Genomic DNA, 19,298 nt, shown 5'->3' with positions numbered 1-19,298 from the left:
GTCGAAGTGGAACAAATATGCATTTAGAAACATTTAATCAACTCGAAGCCCATGAAGCTCACATTGTTTTAAAAGCTTGCGTACATATTCCGCGTTGGATATCAGATCTTAGCGATCAGCGACCTTATGCGGCTTTAGAACAGTTATATCAAACTGCTGACCAACATGCCCTAACTTGGCAATGGTCGGAAATTGCGGCAGCTTTGGCACTACATCCCCGCATTGGCGAAAAAAAAGCAGCAGTACAGCTATCTGAAAAAGAACAACAATTTTCTCAACATGAGCAAGCTCAGGTCAGCACAGATGAAGAATTACAACAAGCACTTTATCAAGGTAACTTAGCGTATGAGCATAAATTTGGACATATTTTTTTAATACGAGCTGCTGGTCGTACTGGACAGGAAATATTATCAGCACTACAACACAGGTTAAAAAATACGTTTGAAAAAGAACAAGTTGAAGTCAAAAAACAATTGACTGAAATCGCAATGTTGCGCTTAAAACAGGAGATTCAATAAATGTTCACCATCAGTACACATATTTTAAATGCTTCTCTGGGTCAGCCTGCGCCGCAAGTTTTAGTGAAATTATTTTACATTCAAGCCGATCAAAGTACTTTAGTTGATCAACAATTTACCAATACTGATGGTCGGATTCAGACATTTCAAATCGGTCAATCACCATGTGGCAGTTACCAATTATGCTTTGAAGTTGCAGCATATTTCCAAGCTTTAAATGTGGACAGTTTTTACCCGAAAGTCTGTATCGATTTTTACGTGAAAGACATTGAGCAACATTATCATGTCCCGTTATTAATCAGCCCATTCTCTTACTCCACTTACCGTGGTAGCTAATTTCTTTTAACTCAGCGGAAAAATTATGATTTAAATTTAAGGAACTCCCCCATGCATCACGATAAAACACAAACTCACGATGAGAATAGCCTCAGTGCTGAACATGAAAATTTAGGCATGCACAAAAATATCATGTATGGTTTGCAGCATGTATTAACCATGTATGGCGGTATTATTGCTCCACCTTTAATCATTGGTTCGGCTGCTGGTTTAGATGCAACAGAAATTGGATTATTGGTTGCTGCTGCACTTTTTGTAGGTGGTCTTGCAACAATTCTACAAACCATTGGTTTTAAACACTTTGGTGCAAAACTTCCAATTGTTCAAGGGGTTTCTTTCGCAGGGGTTGCCACAATTTTAGCCATTGTCAGCACAGGTAGTGGACTTGCATCTGCCTTTGGTGCCGTGATGATCGCATCGGTCATTGGCTTATTACTCACGCCTTTTTTCGCAAAAATTATTCGGTTTTTCCCTCCTGTTGTGACTGGATGTGTGATTACCATGATTGGTATTTCACTGATCCCTGTTGCCATTCGCTGGATTATGGGGGGAAATCCTCAAGCTGCGAATTGGGGTGATCCGACCAATGTCGGCTTAGCGGTACTTACTTTAGCCATTGTCATCATTTTTAGTATGCTTCAACACCAAATTCTACGCCGCCTTGCGATCCTTATTGCCATTGTACTGGGTACACTGTTTGCCTATATGACAGGTTTTGCTGATTTTTCACATGTCACCACTGGGGCAGTATTTGCCTTACCCAGTTTTTTTCATTTTGGTGCACCTGCGTTTGAGTTTTCTGCCATTTTAGCCATGGTGATCGTCACCTTAGTGATTATGACTGAAACCACAGCAGATATTATTGCCATTGGAGAAATTGTAGACACTCCAATAGATGCGAAACGCATCGGTGATGGCTTACGTGCTGATATGTTATCTAGTGCTATTTCCCCTATTTTCGGTTCATTTATGCAAACAGCTTTTGCACAAAATGTAGGTTTAGTTGCAATTACAGGCATTAAAAGCCGCTTTGTTGTGGCGACAGCAGGCTGTATTTTAATTGTTTTAGGTTTATTACCCATCGTTGGACGTTTAGTCGCAGCCATTCCACTACCTGTTTTAGGTGGTGCAGGCATTGTGTTATTTGGTACTGTTGCTGCAAGTGGAATCCGCACGCTTGCAAAAGTCGACTATGACAATCATAAAAACCTCATTATTGTGGCAACTTCACTTGCAATTGGCATGATTCCGATTATAAATCATGAATTCTACGCACAATTTCCAACTTGGGTCAAAACCTTACTGCATTCTGGCATCAGTTCAGCTTGTCTTAGTGCTATCTTACTGAATATTATTTTTAACCATTTACCCTTTACCAAAAAAACACCCAATGTGACTACTTTAACGGTAAATTCAAGTCATTAATTTATATCGCCAATATCAATACTAACGATGAAAATCTTACAGATAGTATCAATCTTAATGTTTATCTGAACGTCTTGGTAAAGTTAAAGCAGCTCAGTATGTACATATGTTCAGTTAAATAAAAACGGCGAAGTATACTTGTTCCTTCAATTGACTGAACATATAAAGTTGATCTAGGATGAGCTCATCAAAACCACGCTTTTAGCGGGGTTTTATTTTATTTGTTGAAGCATCACGATCTCGCTATTCGCTTAGTATTAGACCTACGCTTCAAGCTCCATTATTCAAAGATTTTACACGACTCAGCTGATCTACTAATTTCAATAAAGTTGGAATTCGATGTTTTCCATGCATTTCGGAAATCGCTAATTTCGCTTGATCTAGATCAATATCTATGGCTGTTACATATAAGGGTTTTGTACTTTCTCCTCTTAACAATTCATTCGCTTTCGGTGTCCCCTTAAATGGATTTTTTGCAACACCAATCACTGGAATTTTATGCGTCAAAGCATCGTATAAATGCTTACCTAATCCCGCTTTTTGTTCTTCGCCCAAATAAACGAACCCATCTACAACAATCGTACTAATTTGTTCTTTTACTTGATTGAATAATGCGAATATACATGGCAGTTCACGCTTATAAAATTGTCCTGATTCATAATCTGCAATTTCATCAATTTGAATCACATATTGTGTTGTAAACACCTGACTATTCCAATGCTCAAATACAATACCAGCAATCTGGGCACTCGTTTCCGTGTAGGCGACATCTATCGCTAAAATTATGTAATCCCCTTATATTTAGAAAAAATTTTAAAATACGATCACCCATACAGCATAAAAATCTTCTTCAAAATTTCTAATGATCAAATCCATCTACCTATATTAAAAAAATAGTGAATTTATTTACAAAACCACTATACAGTTCTTGATTTGAATCAACTACTTTCAACGTATACAGAAAATATTTTTCTGTAAAAACAATCAGAAATGAAGGGGTTGCTTATGGGATCAATGATTACCGTGACTTCTTGGAAGTACAATGCTTCTTCGCGGTATTTGAAAATTTTTTATAACAATGGTTCTGGTGAACTTTACCATCCTGTACCAGAATTTATTTATGATAATTTACTTCGATGTAGTGATAAAACAGCCTTTGTACATAAATATTTAGAATATGACTTACATTTTAAAAGGCTTTCGATTTTATAATTTATACATTTATTCAAACCATTATTTTTTAATAGATCAGGGAACTTCCTTCCCTGATCTTGATGATGCCAACCGAATAAAATTAAAGTTGGCAATGTTATAAGTTCAAACTTTTACTTTTTAAATGTCACCACAAATAAACCTGCACCAATTGGCAAAGTCGTAGTCATAAAACGTTCATCTTTTTTGACTTCAGCGATAAAACTCTTTACTTCAGCAGCATGTGAAATCACATTGTCTACGATCAACACGCCACCTTGTTCTGAAATCATTTTTTGCAAATATACCCAATAATTTAGATATGCCTCACGCTCCGCATCTAATAAAATAAAATCATATTTTTCTGCTGCATTGGCTAGAAACTGTTCTGCATCTCCTACCCAAAAATCAATAACATCATCGACCTGTAATTCTTTTGCGTAACTCTTGGCTTGTTCAGTACGGCATTCTTCAATTTCAAGCGTTGTTATTTTTCCCCCTGTAACTTGTGCTGCATCTGCTAACCATAAAGTTGAATAACCTGTCGACGTGCCGATTTCTAAAATACGTTTAGACTGCTGAATTCGAATCTGCATGGCGAGAAATAATGCCGACTCTGGCTCTATATTTCGATAACGCTTGATACGCTCACATTGCGTAGCATCAAATTTGATAAAGGATTGGTATAACTCATTTAATCGTTGTAAAAATGGGCTACTTAAACTCATATTCAGATCATCCTCATCTTTTCTATTCGTATTATTTCAATTATTTACGTCATTCCAATGACAACTATACCTTATATTTAATTCCTGTTATTCAAGTATTTTCTATGCAAATAATTTGTAGCAATGCTTAGACTTTATGTAAGAATTCAAAACGAGAGACGATTTGACCATTTTCCAATTCGACAGTTTCTTTAAACATATCAAGCGGTCTCACCCAAATCGAATAATCGTCATATAAACACTGATAAACGACCAATTTTTCTTGTGTTTCACTATGCTGTGCAACATGCAATACTTGATATAGATTGCCCTTATAATGACGATAAATACCCTGTTCCATGTGCCTTCACTACTTAATAAAAGGTCAGTATAAAGTTAAGCATTACGCTATACAAATTTTAATCACAAAAAATCCGCTACGAGAGCGGATTTTTTGAAACTCTAACTCAAGAGAAATCTAATTCTTTTTCAAAACCTTTTAACTCGTGACGAGCCATTGCTAAGTTTGATTTAGAACGATCTAATACCAAATAAAGGAATAGATTTTCATTTGTTTCTAAAGGACGGATTAAATGATATTGTTTACCTAAAGTAATCAAAATATCTTCAATTTGGTCATCTAATTTTAATGCTTTTGCAACTTTACGTTTAGCACGAACAACTTCTGTATTACCAGCAGCAGCTAGTTCTAAATCAATTCCTGCACCTGCTGTTGCAAGTGATAAACCGCTTTCACTGTCAACGAGTGCAGCACAAACAAAACCATCAATATCTGATAAAGGTTCTAAAGTAATACGAGCCATAGGATTCCCCATTGTTTTCTTGTTTAACATGTTATTTTGCTATAGTGATATTCTTACAATATCACTACAGCGATCCACACTCGATCGTTAATCGAGCTCTTTCTTAAAAACTAATATTGAGTTTCTTTAATGTTATCCACATCAATATTAAATTTTTATCTCTACTTAATTTTTAACTACTATATCAATATATAACTGTCTGTATATAGTTTATTTTGAAATTTTTTAGTCCACACATTCATTCATACAAACATTGAATAAAATTTAATATTTCACCAAACTTTCAACAGTTTCTTTGGTTTCATACAACATCTGTCCAATTAAAATATCTTTCGATGTTAAAGATACTAAAACCATTGGATATTGCGCATGAGGTACTGCCGTTAAGAGTGCTTTACCATTATCAGCATCCAACGTAATCGTTTGACAACCTACAAGATTAATTTCAGAAATAAATGCGGTGACCATCGCTAAAATAGAACTACTAACTGCCGCAATTTTACTTGAGTTAGCCACATTTTTTTTATTTGCCAAGGCTATCTCAAATCCATCTGAAGAACACAGCATCACAAAATCCACACCAGAAACGCTGTTCAGCAGTTCTCGGATTTTTTGTTCCCCATATTTTGCAAAGTCTTCTGGAATTTTTCTTGATAGATTTACATCTAACATAATCCACCTATAAATTTATTTAAATTAATACACTTTTCATAGATTTTTTTTCCATGATTAAGTTGTTAATTTATTATTCGCCCCAATTAATGCAAAATATATCACATATTTTGTAATTTAAAATATATTTATCACATATATTTTAGTAAATTTCAGTTATTTTTTTCTGCTCTTTATGAGCACATTAAAATAAATTAATTTATTTTTCTACTTTTCTAACACAATTATGTAGAAGAAATAAACATAAGTACCTTATCATTACTTCACTTATATAAAATTAAAATACAATTAAAATAAAATCGAAAAAACAGATTATTAAAATAAAAACAAACTGTTTTACCTGTTAATGATTTTAGCTTACTATAAGCTCAATGAATAAATTTACTCCCTTGGAGATTGTTAGCATGTTAGATACAAATACTTCTGCTCAATTAAAAACGTTGTTAGAGCGTCTTGAAAGTCCAATCGAAATTGTTGCTTCTTTAAATGGTTCTGATAAATCAGACAAGATTAAAGAATTGGTGACAGAAATTGCTGCACTATCTGATCAAGTGACTGCACGTTTTGATGGTCAAAATGATCGTAAACCAAGTTTTGGTATCGCGAAAGTTGGTGAGCAACCACGTGTATATTTTGCTGGCTTACCAATGGGGCATGAGTTCACATCTTTAATTCTTGCCTTATTACAAGTCTCTGGTTATGCACCTAAAGTTTCAGATGAAATTTTGGCTCAAGTGAAAGGTTTAAACTTAACAGCAAACTTTGATGTATTTGTATCTTTAAGTTGCCATAACTGTCCAGATGTTGTTCAAGCATTGAACTTGATTGCGATCAATAACCCAGGTACAACCGCGACTATGATTGATGGTGCTTTCTTCCAAGATGAAGTTGAAGAACGCAAAATCATGGCTGTACCAATGGTCTTCCAAAATGGTGAACACATTGGCCAAGGTCGTATGACCTTGGAAGAGATTGTTGCTAAATTGGATACAGGTGCGGCGGCAAAAGATGCAGAAAAATTAAATGCCAAAGATGCATTTGATGTACTCGTGATTGGTGGTGGACCTGCAGGTGCGACTTCCGCTGTATATGCTGCGCGTAAAGGGATCCGTACAGGTGTTGTATCTGAACGCTTTGGTGGTCAGGTGATGGACACTATGGACATTGAAAACTTTATTTCAGTGCAAAAAACACAAGGTCCTAAATTTGCAGCTGATATGGAAGCCCATGTCCGTGAATACGGTGTGGACATCATGAACTTACAGAAAGTAAAACATATTGTTGGTGCAGACCAAACTGCCAATGGTTTAGTCGAAATTGAACTTGAAAATGGTGCTAAACTTGAATCGAAAACTGTGATCCTATCTACAGGTGCACGTTGGAGAGAAATGAATGTTCCTGGTGAGAAAGAGTATAAAACACGTGGTGTTGCCTACTGCCCTCACTGTGACGGTCCACTCTTCAAAGGTAAACGTGTTGCGGTCATCGGTGGTGGTAACTCAGGTGTTGAAGCAGCAATCGACCTTGCTGGTATTGTTGAACATGTCACGTTAGTGGAGTTTGATACTAAATTACGTGCAGACCAAGTGCTTCAAGACAAATTGAACAGCTTACCAAATACCACTGTGATTATGAATGCGCTTTCAACTGAAGTGGTTGGTGATGGTTCACAAGTGACTGCATTGAAATACAAAGATCGTGCAACGGATGAGATCAAAACGATTGAATTGGCTGGAATCTTTGTACAAATCGGTTTATTACCAAATACTGACTTCTTGAAAGACACAGCAGTTGAACTTTCAAACCGCAATGAAATTGTCGTCAATGATCGTAACGAAACCAATGTCAAAGGTGTATTTGCTGCAGGCGACTGTACGACTGTTCCTTATAAACAAATCATTATTGCCTCAGGTGAAGGTGCGAAAGCAGCATTGTCTGCATTTGATTATATGATTCGTTCAGGACAATAATATTTTCAAAGTTACAGCATAATCCAATCAATCAGCTCTTTATTTTTAGAAATGAAGAGCTTTTATATTTTTGCGACATTAACAATTTTTAATATTCATTTCTCATTATTTTGTTTATATTGAAAATATCCATATGTTTGGATGAAAAATAATAGGTTAAGAAGGTAAAACAAATGAATAAATTACTTGTTGCTCTAGGTCTTGCTGCTACCGTTGCACTTGTGGGTTGTAATAAAGACAAAGCACCTGAAACAGGTGCATCAACTGGTGAACATTTAGAAAATGCTGCCCAACAAGCAGGTCACGATGTTGCAAATGCAACTGAGAATGCTGCTAACGCAACTGCAACTGCTGTAGACAATGCTGCAAGCGCAACTGTTGATGCTGCAAATCATGCTGCAACGGCGACCGCTCATGCTGCTGATGCTACTGTAGATGCTGCAAAAGATGCAACTGCTGCAACTGCTGGTGCAGTTGAGCAAGGTGCTGCAAATGTAAAAGAAGCTGCTAAAAACTAAAATCATTCCAACAATAAAAAAACTCCTGCGGGAGTTTTTTTATGATCAAAATCGAATAAAGTATTTGATTTTTATGTGTGTTCTACTATATTGATAAGAATATTTCTCATTTGAATATATACTATGTCACATCTCCCCCATCATGAGCATCATTTAATCCAACGCGCAGGTTGGCTTCGTGCCGCAGTTTTAGGGGCAAATGATGGCATCATTTCCGTCACAAGTTTAGTTGTTGGAATGGCAGCAAGCGGTGCATCTGCACAGACACTATTTATTACTTGTGTAGCAGGTCTAATTTCTGGTGCAAGCTCAATGGCAGCAGGTGAATATATTTCAGTTAAGTCTCAAGTGGATATTGAAGAAGCAGATTTAGCAGTTGAAGCAAGAGAGTTAGCCAGAAATCCTCATCATGAACTTAAGGAACTGACTCAAATTTATATCCAACGAGGCTTAACGCCTGAACTTGCACATGAAGTTGCAGTACAACTGAGTGAAAAAGATGCTCTCGAAGCCCATGCTCGGGATGAAATTGGTATCAATGAAATGATGACAGCCAAACCATTGCAAGCCGCAGGCTCGTCTGCACTTTCATTTTCATTAGGTGCGCTATGTCCAATGTTAGCAATACTCCTCAGTCCTGAACAGTGGATGGCACAAATTGTAATGGTTGTGGGCATTCTTTCTTTAGCAATTTTAGGTGCGTTATCTAGCTATTTTGCAGGTACTTCGATGTTCCGTGGTAGTGCCCGTGTTACGGTTTGGGGATTAATTGCTATGCTCTTTGCCATGTGGATCGGTTCTTTATTTGATGTCACTCCACTGTAAAACATTTTATTATCAGAATATCTTATTTATACCATCAGATATTCTCAATTAAATACTTCATAATATGTGATTATTCAATATATTAATCACATAATTATCACTTAAAATACGCTCACTCAATTCGTTATATTTACTACTCCCATGTCTATTGTTGCAGCGAAATCCGATCGATCAAATTCTTCGGTTTGGGTCGCATTTATTCTTATCATTTTAGGCACCTTAGGTGCTTATCATGTTGTTGGTACCACACAAGCACTGTTATTTTTAATTGGCGGTGCTTTAGGTATGACCTTATATCATGCTTCTTTTGGTTTTACCTCCAGTTGGCGTGTCTTTTTAAACGAACGCCGTGGACGTGGTTTACGTGCACAAATGATCATGCTTGCTGTAGCGGTATTATTATTTTTCCCTGCACTTGGTGCAGGAGAATTATTTGGCAATCCTGTCAAAGGCAATGTCAATCCTGTTTCTATCTCCGTCATGATCGGTGCTTTTATTTTTGGGATCGGCATGCAACTCGGCGGTGGCTGTGCTTCTGGTACACTCTATACGATAGGAGGTGGTAGCGCACGTATGGTGGTCACACTCATCTTCTTTTGTTTAGGTTCTTTGATCGCAACATCGCATTTGGATTGGTGGTTTAATCTACCTCATCTTGCACCTATTTCATTGGTACATAGTTTGGGAGTGATACCTGCGCTTGTACTGAATCTTGTCATTTTTTCTATCATTGCTGCAATTACAATTTATGTTGAGAAAAAACGTCATGGTCAATTGGAATCAGAACCTGAAACCAAGCAACGCGGCTTTCGTCGTTTTTTACGTGGACCTTGGCCTTTGGTGTGGGGTGGTATTATTCTCACTTTACTTAACTTTGCTACCTTAGCATTGGCGGGTCGTCCATGGGGTGTCACCTCTGCACTTGCTGTTTGGGCTGCAAAAACTGCAAGTTTTGTAGGTGTTGATGTCGCATCTTGGGCATATTGGCAACAAGCTTCAAATGCTAAAGCTTTAACACAATCCCTGTGGTTCGATGTCACCTCAATGATGAATTTTGGCATCATGCTTGGTGCATTACTTGCAGCAAGTTTGGCTGGAAAATTTGCACCAAATTTAAATATTCCAAAACGTTCATTACTTGCTGCTGTACTCGGCGGTTTAATGTTGGGTTACGGCGCACGTTTGGCATATGGTTGTAATATTGGTGCATATTTTAGTGGTATTGCATCAGGTAGTTTACATGGTTGGCTATGGCTCGTTTTTGCATTTATAGGCAATAGTGTCGGGGTAAAACTGCGCCCGACGTTCTTTCCAAATGAAAAACCCCTGCCAACCAAACTCAGCGGATGTTAGCTACTCAGTGCCATTAAAAAATGCCCATCAGAGTGGGCATTTTTTAACAGATTAAAATTATGATTTATAGTATTTTTTCATTTAAATAGCGCCAATAACGTTTTGGCACATATTGAATATGCAACTTCATGTTTTGTCGTGCTTGAATATTGACACTATTAAAATAATCTTTCCAAAGTTTGTCATATAAAACTTCTTCATCGTCCAATTCAATCGTAAAATTCTGACTTGATCCAATCATATTATTTGAGTCAATTTCACACGCATTCATCTGGATTTGATGGATTTCATTTAAATCATAGTAAATCCCATATTTACGCTGCTCATCATAAATCAACCATTTTTGATCTTGATAACGGGCTTTAAAATGTCGCTCGATTAAAGGTAGCACATTAAAATCGGGTTTAATCAAACTTAAAAATAAAGCATCTTTACACTTTTTAAATCTTACAAAAGCTTCCATGCGGTGCTTTTCACGTCCAACTTGTTTTGCCCATTTTGATAAGGCTAAAACTGAAGGATGCCCATAATTTTGATCAATATTTTTTTGTGATGAAAATACATAGACACTAAAATTGAATAAATGCTGAAAAGCTTCTGCATTTTCAGATAAAAAAGTGTAATAAAAGTTTCTTAATGCACTTATGGAAATTTTTTGCTTTAAACCTTGCCACACCCGCTGCGCTTGCACATCATCTGAAGGTACAACAATGGTATCACCCAATAAGCTATTTTGTGATTGAGCTTGATGACAAATTTCAATCTCAAATTCTTTAAATTGAAATGCTCGAAATACACAGCACAATAGTCCCGTGAGTGTTCCATCAAAAATATAAATTGTCATTAAAAACCAAAACCTAACTGTGGCGAAAGTTGTTTCTGGTATTTCGAGTGACCTGACTGCAAAATCTGTTGACGAATTTGGCTTGGTAACTGCTGCTTTAAAAATTTCGGCGTATCTACACAGTAAATAAAATGTTGTGCGCGATTATAAGCCACACCTAAACGTTTCAATTGATCAATATGAATTTTACCAAACCGCCGTGCCTGCACAATTTTTTTTGCGGAACGTACACCAATACCAGGTACACGTAAAATCATTCGATAATCGGCAGTATTAATATCCACAGGAAATTGTTCCGGATGCCTTAACGCCCAACCTAGCTTAGGATCAACATCCAAATCCAAATAAGGATGCTGATCATCGACAATTTCAGTGGCATCAAAACCATAAAAACGCATTAACCAATCAGATTGATACAAGCGATTTTCACGTAGTAATGGGGGCGCTGAGCCAATGGCAGGTAACATTTTTTCATCATCATTAATAGGAATATAACCTGAAAAATATACGCGTTTTAAGTTAAATGCTTTGTAATGATGATCTGCCATTAAAATAATATCTTGATCTGTTTCGTGATGTGCACCAATCACCATTTGCGTGGTCTGACCCGCTGGCACAAATTTAGGTACAGATTTAATCATTTTTCGCTCATCTTTCAATTGAATGAGACGATCACGCACAATTCCTAAATCTTTTTGAACTTCTTGATGGGTTTTTTCAGGTGCAAATTTCTTCAGTCCTGCTTCTGTCGGCATTTCCAAGTTAATACTCATACGGTCTACATATAAACCCGCTTCATGAATAATCTCAGACGAGGCACCTGGAATGGTTTTGAGATGAATATAGCCGTTAAAATTTTCTTCAAGTCTGAGTTTTTTAACCACTTGTAGCATACGTTCCATCGTAAAATCCGCCGACTTAAAGATCCCTGAACTCAGAAATAATCCTTCAATATAATTACGACGATAAAAATTAATGGTGAGGTCCACCACCTCTTGTACAGTAAAAGAAGCTCGTTTCACATCATTAGAACGCCTAGACACACAATAAGAACAGTCATAAATACAGACATTTGAAAACAAAATTTTGAGTAGAGAAACACAACGACCATCTTCGGTATAACTATGACATATACCTGAGCCTGTGTTCCCTAAACCTTTTTCTTTATTTTTGCGATTGCTGCCACTCGACGAACATGACACATCATATTTGGCAGCATCAGCTAAAATCTGTAATTTTTCACTGATACGATCAGACATACATTGTCACCTGTTTTGCTTAAGGGTAATGTATTATAAAATTCATAGGCAAGATCATGTGTTCTCTTATCTTTTGAACGTCGTATTGTGTCGTTTTAAATTTTAAGTATGAGTGGATAAACATTTCATGATTAAATAACGATTATTATTTGCCATCCTTCACCTAGTTCAGCTAATTTAGGAATATCTTGAAGGAGCACAGTGATGAATATATTAGAACGCTTAGGAATCCGACACCCTATTTTTTTAGCCCCAATGGCAGGTGTTTCCACACCTGAATTGGCAGCCGAAGTGGCAAATCAAGGAGGTCTTGGCTCACTGGGTTTAGGGGCAAATTCAGTCAGTGCTGCTCGTGAGCAAATCTTAAAAACCCAAGAGTTGACAAGTTTGCCCTTTCAAGTGAACTTTTTTTGCCATCAGCCTGAAGCATTGAATGAAACAGCAAATCAAAGATGGATTGAACATTTAAAACCTGAATTTGCAAAGTTTAATGCAGAAACGCCACAAGATTTGAAATGCATTTACCCTAGTTTTCTGGACAATGACGATTTTTTAAATTTAGTTTTGCAGACACAACCCAAAGCCGTGAGTTTTCATTTTGGCATTCCACATGCTTATCAAATTCAACAATTAAAAGATGCAAATATTATTACCATGGTGTCTGCCACCAATCTTGCAGAAGCCAAAGCCATCGAAGCAGCAGGTATTGATATCATCATTGCACAAGGTGTAGAAGCAGGTGGGCATCGTGGTATTTTTAATCCTGATTTGGATGGTGCAATTAAAACTTTTGATCTCATTCAACTGATTAAAAAATACTGTCAGACACCTGTCGTCGCTGCGGGCGGTATTATGAACGGTCAACAAGCCAAACAAGCACTGAACTTGGGTGCGGAAGCTGTACAACTCGGCACCGCTTTCGTTCAATGTAAAAGCTCTAATGCCAATACAGCCTATCGCAAAGCATTATTTGACCACCCAATTACCCAAATCACAGCAAGTATTTCAGGACGTCCTGCACGTGGTCTAATTAATCAATGGGCTTCCTTTATTGATCTACCTGATCGTCCACCTGTTGCACCATATCCTTATGCTTATGATTTAGCAAAACAATTGAATGCTTTAGCTGTGCAAAATGGTGAGGTTGGTTATGGAGCTTTTTGGGCAGGTTCAAATGTTGCTCAAATCCGCCCATTAGAAGCACAAGATTTAATCAATCAATTGGTCTTGGAAATGAATCAAGCTTAAATTGATGATTGCAACAATCAGGTCTAAGTCTTAATTGGATTTAGACCTGATATCGTTCCGCCAGCATATACACTAAATCTAACTCAGGACATTGATATTCCAAAGCTGTCATGGCAGCCGTGACCTGTCCCCGATGATGCGTGCCATGATTAAATACATGCAATAATGTTGCTGCATAAGGTAAACTCATTGGTGTACCTGAGGCTCGCTGATAAGTTAAATTTCCTTTGAGTTTTGTGTCATCTAAACCATCGACAAATTCAACCCAATGCTGAGCTTTTTGTACCAACTCATTCAATAATCGCTGTTTTTCCGTATGTAAAATGGTGTCTAAAGACACAATGGGTGAAATACCATGTTTAAAACGTGCGTACCATAAGCTATGTTCGCCCAATAATAAATGATTTAAAGTTCCTGCAATACTCTTAAAATATAATCCAACATTTTGATTAAAATCTATATCTGACATTTCAGCCAAGTGCTTATCCAAACGCTGAGTTGCCCATACATTGTATTCGGCAAAAAGTTGAAATGTCTCTTTATTCATTTTTTCACGTCATCAATACTTGTAATTTATCTTGATACAAACACAATTTTGATTAAAATAACAACATATTTTTATTATTACCATATTTTTATTATTACCATATTTCTCTCATGATAAATCCAATTTTTTGCCTTGCGGTAAATCATTTCCCACTTATTTAACTCGGTTTTTATTTTTCAAAAACTTGGTTCAATGTTTAAGTGAGATTTATCATGCCTGCATATCATGAAATTCGTGCAGTATATGATCGTGACAGCATCGCGGTCTATCAAGCCTATAATCAACAGATCGCTCAACTCGCAGTGCAACATCAGAAATTTGTTGCGCCATTTTCCTTTCACAGAATGACATGGATTAAACCCTCATTTCTATGGTTAATGGGACGCAGTCATTGGGCACGTCAATCAGGGCAAGAACACATTCTTGCCATACGCATCAAACGTATTTTTTGAGAACGTCTACTTGCTCAAAGCGTACATACTGATCCGAGCTTATTCCAAACACACAAAGGTCAACAATGGATTGATCTTTTTGAGCAGGCACAGGTTCATGTTCAATGGGATCCTGAACGTAATCTGAAAAGTGCCAAACTGGAACATCGTAGTATTCAGATCGGCATCAGTCGTTTTCTGATTCAAAGGTTTAACGATGAGGCAATTCTCGCCATCGATGACATCACGCCTTTGGTTCGAAAAATGGCGCAGTTTCGTAAAGATGGACAATATAAACATGCAGAAAAACTGCTGCCCAAAGAACGTATCTATCCTTTAAGCACTGCACTGAAAAGGCATTTAGGGATTGATTAAATCTGTCTCGCTGAGATGAGCATTTATAGAATGAGAACATGCTCCCATTCTATCTTCCATAGAATCCGCTAAGAGAGAACACCAGTTAGACATCAAGTAAATTCACTTTCTCAACTTGCACATCACTCATGATATTTCCTTGTTCTAATAAATGATTGAAATAGGCCTCAACAACTTTTGCTTGATCTGCTGTACTTTCCACTTTATACATATTTTGACGGAATTCATTACTTGAACGTAAACCTTTGGTATACCAAGCAATATGTTTTCGTGCAATACGGCAGCCTGAATACTCACCATAAAATCCATATAACTCAGACAAATGCCCCAGCAACACATCTTTCACTTCCTGAATATCAGGTGCGACTAAATGTTCACCTGTTTCGAGATAATGTGCAATTTCACGGAAAATCCACGGGCGACCTTGGGCAGCACGTCCAATCATCACGGCATCAGCCCCTGTATAATCCAAAACATATTTGGCTTTTTCAGGACTATCAATGTCACCATTGGCAATCACAGGAATCGACAGCATGCTTTTTACATCTTTAATCAAGCTATAACGTGCTGTATTTAAATACATATCCTCACGAGTACGCCCATGTAAAGCAAGTGCTGCAATCCCTGCTTCTTCTGCACGTTTTGCCACACGCATAATATTTTCATGCCCATTTAAAAAACCTAAACGGGTCTTTAAGGTCACGGGGACATCGACCGCAGCGACAACTGCATCCAAAATTCGAGCCACTAAGTCTTCATCTTTGAGTAATGCCGAACCTGCCAATTTATTACAAACCTTTTTAGCAGGACACCCCATATTAATGTCGACAATTTGAGCGCCATTCGAGACTTGATAACGTGCCGCTTCAGCCAACTGCTCAGGCTCTGAACCTGCAATTTGCGCTGAAATAGGCGCAAGTTCACCGTCAAAATTGGCACGATATAAACTTTTTTTGGTCATACGTAAAGTTTGATCAGAGGTCATCATTTCACTGACCGCATGTCCTGCACCAAAGTATTTGCACAATGTGCGAAATGGCCGATCAGTGACACCTGCCATCGGGGCAACAAAAACAGGAGAATGCTTTGATCTATCAAATAAGTCTTGAATGACCTGATATTGACTCAATTGTATAACCTCATTTAACGTTTTAAATCCACTACACCCTCTTCATATTCTATTTAAAATGCAATTTGCATAGATAGAATACCCTGCCAAAAGTGGTTAAATCGTTATTTACACAGCACAAAAAAGGGCTTAGCATCCCAATCAACATTGGCGCTAATCATTTATTAGGCTATTGTAAATCTTGACGTTATATTTGTGTAAAAAACTTTGGAATAATTAATCGAGCAAAAGCATGACTTATAGTTTTTTAAAATATAAGTCATCTGACAGATAGTTTAGGATTGTTGAGTTGTCACCGAAACCTAAAGTTTTTAAGCGCATTCATTTAAGACAAAGTTTGTGACTCTGCATAGAATGGATTTGATTGATCTTTCATCATAAAGCGATTGTGATCCGCTTGTTGTAATACATCCTGACTCTTAGACTGATGATCTGAAACAGAAATACCGTAACTCAACATTGGTAAAATTTCTTTATTTTTGAGCTTTATAGGATGTGCCTGAATTGCATTCAATAAACGTCCTGCAATTTGCGCCATTTGGGCTTGGTTAATATCATTTAAAATCAAAATAAATTCTGAATCACTCAAACGCCCAATCAAATCAGTTTCACGAATATTATGAGCAAGTTTTTGAGCAACTTCGTAGATTACTTTATCACCAGATTTTTGATTGTATTGCGTACGAATTTCATCTAAATTATCAATATTAATCAATAGAATGCCATAATGCGTTGTTTCTTGTGGGTGCAATTCTTTGACAAATTGATTAATTCCAAACTGATTGTAAACCCCAGTCAAAGCGTCAATTTCTATACTTTGATCTTTTGTATCTTTATGAATCAGTTTCGTAATAAATGAATTTTTCAAAACCTGATTCACAAATCTATACAGTTTACGGCGCTTTTCTGAATAGATTTTATTTCTCATAACAATCCCCTAGCGGTGACATTTTTTTTGTTTTCATCGCATAAATGTAGCAATTTATTCAAAAATTTCCAAACTTATTTTCCTACAAATTACTGACACACATAATAGTAAAAAAAATTTAAGCGAAACATATCACATAAAGTTTAAAAATTTAATAAAAATATTATGGATATATGTTTTTCATTTTCTCATCATCATTGTTCTCTGACTTTTATCAGTCATCAACTCAAAGCAGACAATTTCATATAATCGAAACAAAATGATGATCAAAATCTTACAGCCAATAACCCAAATACTGCTAAGCGCCACATTGTGCTAAAAATAATTCAATAGCATGTTGTGCAATTTCTGCATCTTCAAATGATTTAACACCTGAAACCCCCACAGCACCGACCAACTGTCCTTGGTATAAAATCGGCTCACCACCTTCTAACATGCCCGAAAAAGTATCCATAGTGAGAAAACCCATCTGACCATTTTTAATTAAATTTTCAAATAAGCCCGAAGGACGACGGCTAATCGCAGAGCATTTGGCTTTTTCTAAACATAAATTTGCAGTCATTGGTGAAGCACCATCCATACGCTTCATAGCAAGTAAATTGCCTGTTTCATCGACAATTGCAATGCTGACATTAAATTGTTTTTGAACTGCATATTGATATGCCTGATCCAATAAAAACTCGGCATCAGCCAAGGTCAAATAATGTTTGGTTTGCATCCATTCATTCCTGTTAAAATTTAAAGGAGTTCCCTCTCCTGAGCGAATTTTTAAGCACTACTTTAAAAATGATGCCAAAGTGAGGGTTAGCCAAAGGTAAAATACTCAATTGCATTTAAAGCAATGCCTTAAATGCAATATAAGTGAGTCATTAACCTTTCATTTCTGCAAAAACTTCTTTTGCCATATCAATGGTAAATTGAATATCTTCATCACTATGTGCAGCTGAAATAAAGCCCGCTTCAAAAGCCGATGGCGCAAGATTGACACCACGTTTTAACATACCGTGGAAGAACTTACGGAAAGCGTCGACATCACATTTCAACATCGAGTCAAAGCTTGTGATATCTTCTTGATCTGTAAAGTACAAGCCAAACATTGCACCCACTTGCTGAGTTTTAAAGGCAATGCCTGCTTCATTCGCAGCAGCTTGTAAACCTATAAGTAATTTTTCGAGTTGTGCAGTAATATTTTCATAAAAGCCGTCTTGGCGTAAATGCTTAAACATTTCAATTCCTGCACGCATCGCCAATGGATTGCCTGACAATGTCCCTGCTTGATACACTTTACCAAGTGGCGCAATGCATTCCATCACTTCACGTTTACCACCAAAGGCACCTACAGGCAGACCTGCACCAATGATTTTACCCAGAGTGGTTAAGTCAGGGGTTACACCATAATGTGCTTGCGCACCGCCCAGGCCCACACGGAAACCTGTCATCACTTCATCAATGATGAAAACTGAACCATGCTCGTCACACACATCACGAATGGCTTGCAAGAAACCATCAATCGGTTTAACCAGATTCATATTGCCTGCGACAGGTTCAACAATCACCCCTGCAATTTCAGCACCAAACTTGGCAAAGCATTCTTTTAAAGTGGCAATATCATTGTATGGCAATGTTAAAGTGTGTTTAGCAAAATCAGCAGGAACGCCCGCAGAAGTTGCCTCCCCTTCACCTTTGGTTAATAAACCTGATCCTGCTTTTACAAGCAATGAATCTGAGTGACCGTGATAACAACCTTCAAATTTGACAATTTTGTCACGCCCTGTATAACCACGCGCTAAACGAATCGCCGTCATGGTCGCCTCAGTCCCTGAGTTGGTCATACGAACCAATTCAATTGAAGGCATAATTTCACAGATAATATCTGCAAGTGTTGTTTCATGCACAGTCGGTGCACCGAAACTTAAACCATCAACAGCAGCATCTTGCACTGCTTTGATAATGTCAGGATGCGCATGCCCTAAAATCATCGGCCCCCATGAACCCACATAGTCGACATAACGCTTGCCATCGACATCGTATAAATAAGCACCCTTGGCTTTTTCAATAAAAACTGGCGTACCACCGACACCATTAAACGCACGTACAGGAGAATTCACTCCACCTGGAATGTGTTTGCTTGCTTGTTTAAACAATTGTTCTTGCTTGGCAGATAAAGTCATGGAAATGCTCAACTTAAAAATACAATG

At 37.3% G+C, this 19,298-nt stretch carries 21 protein-coding genes and 1 pseudogene; 10 read left to right on the top strand and 12 right to left on the bottom strand.

What is annotated here, in order from left to right:
* Window positions 1-17 precede the first annotated feature (17 nt).
* Genes uraD through HUV91_RS02540 form a run of 3 tightly spaced genes read left to right on the top strand, consistent with a single transcriptional unit; the run spans window position 18 to window position 2,279 of the window.
* Window positions 18-518: a 2-oxo-4-hydroxy-4-carboxy-5-ureidoimidazoline decarboxylase gene (gene uraD, locus HUV91_RS02550; protein ID WP_174492428.1), complete on the top strand. Its 501-nt coding sequence runs from the start codon at window positions 18-20 to the stop codon at window positions 516-518.
* Window positions 519-854 carry a hydroxyisourate hydrolase gene (gene uraH / locus HUV91_RS02545; protein ID WP_174492427.1) on the top strand — a complete coding sequence of 112 codons (336 nt, stop codon included), beginning with the start codon at window positions 519-521 and terminating at the stop codon, window positions 852-854.
* A gap of 51 nt (window positions 855-905) precedes the next feature.
* Entirely contained in the window at window positions 906-2,279 is a 1,374-nt protein-coding gene (locus HUV91_RS02540; RefSeq protein ID WP_174492426.1) for a nucleobase:cation symporter-2 family protein, read from the top strand.
* Between the two features lie 270 nt (window positions 2,280-2,549).
* Here the strand turns inward: HUV91_RS02540 and HUV91_RS02535 are convergent, their stop codons facing one another.
* Complete coding sequence (locus HUV91_RS02535; protein ID WP_228721864.1) at window positions 2,550-3,053, bottom strand: endonuclease V; 504 nt, start codon at window positions 3,051-3,053, stop codon at window positions 2,550-2,552.
* 231 nt (window positions 3,054-3,284) lie between these two features.
* Between HUV91_RS02535 and HUV91_RS02530 the strand changes: the two genes are divergently transcribed.
* The gene (locus tag HUV91_RS02530) at window positions 3,285-3,491 is read left to right on the top strand and encodes a KTSC domain-containing protein (RefSeq protein WP_086322726.1); all 207 of its coding nucleotides are present in this window, start codon (window positions 3,285-3,287) and stop codon (window positions 3,489-3,491) included.
* A 113-nt stretch (window positions 3,492-3,604) separates the two neighbouring features.
* Here HUV91_RS02530 and HUV91_RS02525 read toward each other — a convergent pair whose 3' ends face one another.
* The 4 genes from HUV91_RS02525 to HUV91_RS02510 all read right to left on the bottom strand — a co-directional run bounded on the left by HUV91_RS02525 (window position 3,605) and on the right by HUV91_RS02510 (window position 5,673).
* On the bottom strand, window positions 3,605-4,198 hold the full coding sequence (locus tag HUV91_RS02525) for an O-methyltransferase (RefSeq protein WP_174492425.1): 594 nt from the start codon (window positions 4,196-4,198) through the stop codon (window positions 3,605-3,607).
* 127 nt (window positions 4,199-4,325) lie between these two features.
* Window positions 4,326-4,538 carry a DUF1653 domain-containing protein gene (locus HUV91_RS02520; RefSeq protein WP_174492424.1) on the bottom strand — a complete coding sequence of 71 codons (213 nt, stop codon included), beginning with the start codon at window positions 4,536-4,538 and terminating at the stop codon, window positions 4,326-4,328.
* 106 nt (window positions 4,539-4,644) lie between these two features.
* Complete coding sequence (locus tag HUV91_RS02515) at window positions 4,645-5,001, bottom strand: roadblock/LC7 domain-containing protein (protein ID WP_130073208.1); 357 nt, start codon at window positions 4,999-5,001, stop codon at window positions 4,645-4,647.
* A gap of 264 nt (window positions 5,002-5,265) precedes the next feature.
* On the bottom strand, window positions 5,266-5,673 hold the full coding sequence (locus HUV91_RS02510) for a roadblock/LC7 domain-containing protein (protein WP_130073207.1): 408 nt from the start codon (window positions 5,671-5,673) through the stop codon (window positions 5,266-5,268).
* 404 nt (window positions 5,674-6,077) lie between these two features.
* Between HUV91_RS02510 and ahpF the strand changes: the two genes are divergently transcribed.
* The 4 genes from ahpF (at window position 6,078) to HUV91_RS02490 (ending at window position 10,339) form a co-directional block, all read left to right on the top strand.
* Window positions 6,078-7,643 (top strand): alkyl hydroperoxide reductase subunit F, encoded by a 1,566-nt coding sequence (gene ahpF / locus HUV91_RS02505; protein WP_174492423.1) that lies wholly within the window; start codon window positions 6,078-6,080, stop codon window positions 7,641-7,643.
* 173 nt (window positions 7,644-7,816) lie between these two features.
* Window positions 7,817-8,161, top strand: a complete 345-nt coding sequence (locus tag HUV91_RS02500; protein WP_174492422.1) for a hypothetical protein — start codon at window positions 7,817-7,819, stop codon at window positions 8,159-8,161.
* Between the two features lie 123 nt (window positions 8,162-8,284).
* Window positions 8,285-8,986: a VIT1/CCC1 transporter family protein gene (locus tag HUV91_RS02495; protein WP_174492421.1), complete on the top strand. Its 702-nt coding sequence runs from the start codon at window positions 8,285-8,287 to the stop codon at window positions 8,984-8,986.
* A 141-nt stretch (window positions 8,987-9,127) separates the two neighbouring features.
* Window positions 9,128-10,339 (top strand): YeeE/YedE family protein, encoded by a 1,212-nt coding sequence (locus HUV91_RS02490; protein WP_174492420.1) that lies wholly within the window; start codon window positions 9,128-9,130, stop codon window positions 10,337-10,339.
* Window positions 10,340-10,403: 64 nt separating this feature from the next.
* On the opposite strand, the gene HUV91_RS02485 is transcribed toward HUV91_RS02490, so the two are convergent.
* Together HUV91_RS02485 and HUV91_RS02480 are read right to left on the bottom strand one after the other, a co-directional pair.
* The gene (locus HUV91_RS02485) at window positions 10,404-11,183 is read right to left on the bottom strand and encodes a TIGR03915 family putative DNA repair protein (protein ID WP_130073202.1); all 780 of its coding nucleotides are present in this window, start codon (window positions 11,181-11,183) and stop codon (window positions 10,404-10,406) included.
* Window positions 11,183-12,442: a putative DNA modification/repair radical SAM protein gene (locus HUV91_RS02480; protein ID WP_174492419.1), complete on the bottom strand. Its 1,260-nt coding sequence runs from the start codon at window positions 12,440-12,442 to the stop codon at window positions 11,183-11,185. The genes HUV91_RS02485 and HUV91_RS02480 overlap by 1 nt, the downstream gene beginning before the upstream one ends.
* A 204-nt stretch (window positions 12,443-12,646) precedes the next feature.
* Between HUV91_RS02480 and HUV91_RS02475 the strand changes: the two genes are divergently transcribed.
* Window positions 12,647-13,690 (top strand): NAD(P)H-dependent flavin oxidoreductase, encoded by a 1,044-nt coding sequence (locus tag HUV91_RS02475; protein ID WP_174492418.1) that lies wholly within the window; start codon window positions 12,647-12,649, stop codon window positions 13,688-13,690.
* Window positions 13,691-13,730: 40 nt separating this feature from the next.
* On the opposite strand, the gene HUV91_RS02470 is transcribed toward HUV91_RS02475, so the two are convergent.
* Window positions 13,731-14,237, bottom strand: a complete 507-nt coding sequence (locus tag HUV91_RS02470; protein WP_174492417.1) for a DinB family protein — start codon at window positions 14,235-14,237, stop codon at window positions 13,731-13,733.
* 212 nt (window positions 14,238-14,449) lie between these two features.
* Between HUV91_RS02470 and HUV91_RS02465 the strand changes: the two are divergent.
* Window positions 14,450-15,043: pseudogene (locus HUV91_RS02465) on the top strand (DUF4291 domain-containing protein).
* Between the two features lie 85 nt (window positions 15,044-15,128).
* Here the strand turns inward: HUV91_RS02465 and dusB are convergent.
* The 4 genes from dusB to hemL all read right to left on the bottom strand — a co-directional run bounded on the left by dusB (window position 15,129) and on the right by hemL (window position 19,271).
* Window positions 15,129-16,154: a tRNA dihydrouridine synthase DusB gene (dusB, locus tag HUV91_RS02460; protein WP_372405163.1), complete on the bottom strand. Its 1,026-nt coding sequence runs from the start codon at window positions 16,152-16,154 to the stop codon at window positions 15,129-15,131.
* A 343-nt stretch (window positions 16,155-16,497) separates the two neighbouring features.
* Window positions 16,498-17,100 (bottom strand): GGDEF domain-containing protein, encoded by a 603-nt coding sequence (locus HUV91_RS02455; RefSeq protein WP_174492415.1) that lies wholly within the window; start codon window positions 17,098-17,100, stop codon window positions 16,498-16,500.
* Between the two features lie 298 nt (window positions 17,101-17,398).
* Window positions 17,399-17,818 (bottom strand): GlcG/HbpS family heme-binding protein, encoded by a 420-nt coding sequence (locus tag HUV91_RS02450; protein WP_130073196.1) that lies wholly within the window; start codon window positions 17,816-17,818, stop codon window positions 17,399-17,401.
* Between the two features lie 151 nt (window positions 17,819-17,969).
* Window positions 17,970-19,271 (bottom strand): glutamate-1-semialdehyde 2,1-aminomutase, encoded by a 1,302-nt coding sequence (gene hemL, locus HUV91_RS02445; protein ID WP_174492414.1) that lies wholly within the window; start codon window positions 19,269-19,271, stop codon window positions 17,970-17,972.
* Window positions 19,272-19,298 lie beyond the last annotated feature (27 nt).

Origin of the sequence: Acinetobacter sp. Marseille-Q1623, from assembly GCF_902809895.1 — a bacterium.
GTDB lineage: Bacteria > Pseudomonadota > Gammaproteobacteria > Pseudomonadales > Moraxellaceae > Acinetobacter > Acinetobacter piscicola_A.
Note: the sequence above shows the minus strand (reverse complement) of the source record. Positions and strands in the feature narration are given on the sequence as shown.

Bases quoted from the DNA above. Each gene is read 5' to 3' on its own strand.
- uraD (WP_174492428.1), top strand. From the start codon at position 18: ATGCATTTAGAAACATTTAATCAACTCGAAGCCCATGAAGCTCACATT.
- uraH (WP_174492427.1), top strand. From the start codon at position 519: ATGTTCACCATCAGTACACATATTTTAAATGCTTCTCTGGGTCAGCCT.
- HUV91_RS02540 (WP_174492426.1), top strand. From the start codon at position 906: ATGCATCACGATAAAACACAAACTCACGATGAGAATAGCCTCAGTGCT.
- HUV91_RS02530 (WP_086322726.1), top strand. From the start codon at position 3,285: ATGGGATCAATGATTACCGTGACTTCTTGGAAGTACAATGCTTCTTCG.
- HUV91_RS02525 (WP_174492425.1), bottom strand. From the start codon at position 4,198: ATGAGTTTAAGTAGCCCATTTTTACAACGATTAAATGAGTTATACCAA.
- HUV91_RS02520 (WP_174492424.1), bottom strand. From the start codon at position 4,538: ATGGAACAGGGTATTTATCGTCATTATAAGGGCAATCTATATCAAGTA.
- HUV91_RS02515 (WP_130073208.1), bottom strand. From the start codon at position 5,001: ATGGCTCGTATTACTTTAGAACCTTTATCAGATATTGATGGTTTTGTT.
- HUV91_RS02510 (WP_130073207.1), bottom strand. From the start codon at position 5,673: ATGTTAGATGTAAATCTATCAAGAAAAATTCCAGAAGACTTTGCAAAA.
- ahpF (WP_174492423.1), top strand. From the start codon at position 6,078: ATGTTAGATACAAATACTTCTGCTCAATTAAAAACGTTGTTAGAGCGT.
- HUV91_RS02500 (WP_174492422.1), top strand. From the start codon at position 7,817: ATGAATAAATTACTTGTTGCTCTAGGTCTTGCTGCTACCGTTGCACTT.
- HUV91_RS02495 (WP_174492421.1), top strand. From the start codon at position 8,285: ATGTCACATCTCCCCCATCATGAGCATCATTTAATCCAACGCGCAGGT.
- HUV91_RS02490 (WP_174492420.1), top strand. From the start codon at position 9,128: ATGTCTATTGTTGCAGCGAAATCCGATCGATCAAATTCTTCGGTTTGG.
- HUV91_RS02485 (WP_130073202.1), bottom strand. From the start codon at position 11,183: ATGACAATTTATATTTTTGATGGAACACTCACGGGACTATTGTGCTGT.
- HUV91_RS02480 (WP_174492419.1), bottom strand. From the start codon at position 12,442: ATGTCTGATCGTATCAGTGAAAAATTACAGATTTTAGCTGATGCTGCC.
- HUV91_RS02475 (WP_174492418.1), top strand. From the start codon at position 12,647: ATGAATATATTAGAACGCTTAGGAATCCGACACCCTATTTTTTTAGCC.
- HUV91_RS02470 (WP_174492417.1), bottom strand. From the start codon at position 14,237: ATGAATAAAGAGACATTTCAACTTTTTGCCGAATACAATGTATGGGCA.
- HUV91_RS02455 (WP_174492415.1), bottom strand. From the start codon at position 17,100: ATGAGAAATAAAATCTATTCAGAAAAGCGCCGTAAACTGTATAGATTT.
- HUV91_RS02450 (WP_130073196.1), bottom strand. From the start codon at position 17,818: ATGCAAACCAAACATTATTTGACCTTGGCTGATGCCGAGTTTTTATTG.
- hemL (WP_174492414.1), bottom strand. From the start codon at position 19,271: ATGACTTTATCTGCCAAGCAAGAACAATTGTTTAAACAAGCAAGCAAA.